This is a genomic window from Haloferax profundi (genome assembly GCF_001469865.1).
Taxonomy (GTDB): Archaea; Halobacteriota; Halobacteria; order Halobacteriales; family Haloferacaceae; genus Haloferax; species Haloferax profundi.
Map to the genome: position 1 here is coordinate 1 of NZ_LOPV01000487.1, position 299 is coordinate 299.

Here is a 299-nt window from a genome sequence, read left to right on the forward strand (position 1 = left end):
GTCTCAGAGCCACTCCGAGTAAGCCCACCTGAAGGGCTGCCCAGCGCACCAACTGCACTGGATGCAGTCGAACTCGCGTTGTCGCTGGAGAACGGCGAGCCCACTATTGGATCTACACGCGGGCTAGAGGCGGCTGAACTCGCAGCACTCGTTGCTGCACTACTTGCTTTCCCCACCTTACTCGACGCACTCGCTAGAGTTGTCGCCGACACAGCACCGAGAACACCGGCCGCCATCGATGAAAACGGACGCATCGAACGCATGCCAACGAACAGCATAATCGGAGATAACAGTGCAAT

General features: G+C 58.2%; 1 protein-coding gene. It reads left to right on the forward strand.

Translation table 11 applies throughout. The features are described 5' to 3' along the window. Positions 1–78 precede the first annotated feature (78 nt). Positions 79–299: hypothetical protein (locus AUR66_RS22815; protein WP_231727929.1), on the forward strand; the 221-nt coding region annotated here is incomplete at its 3' end.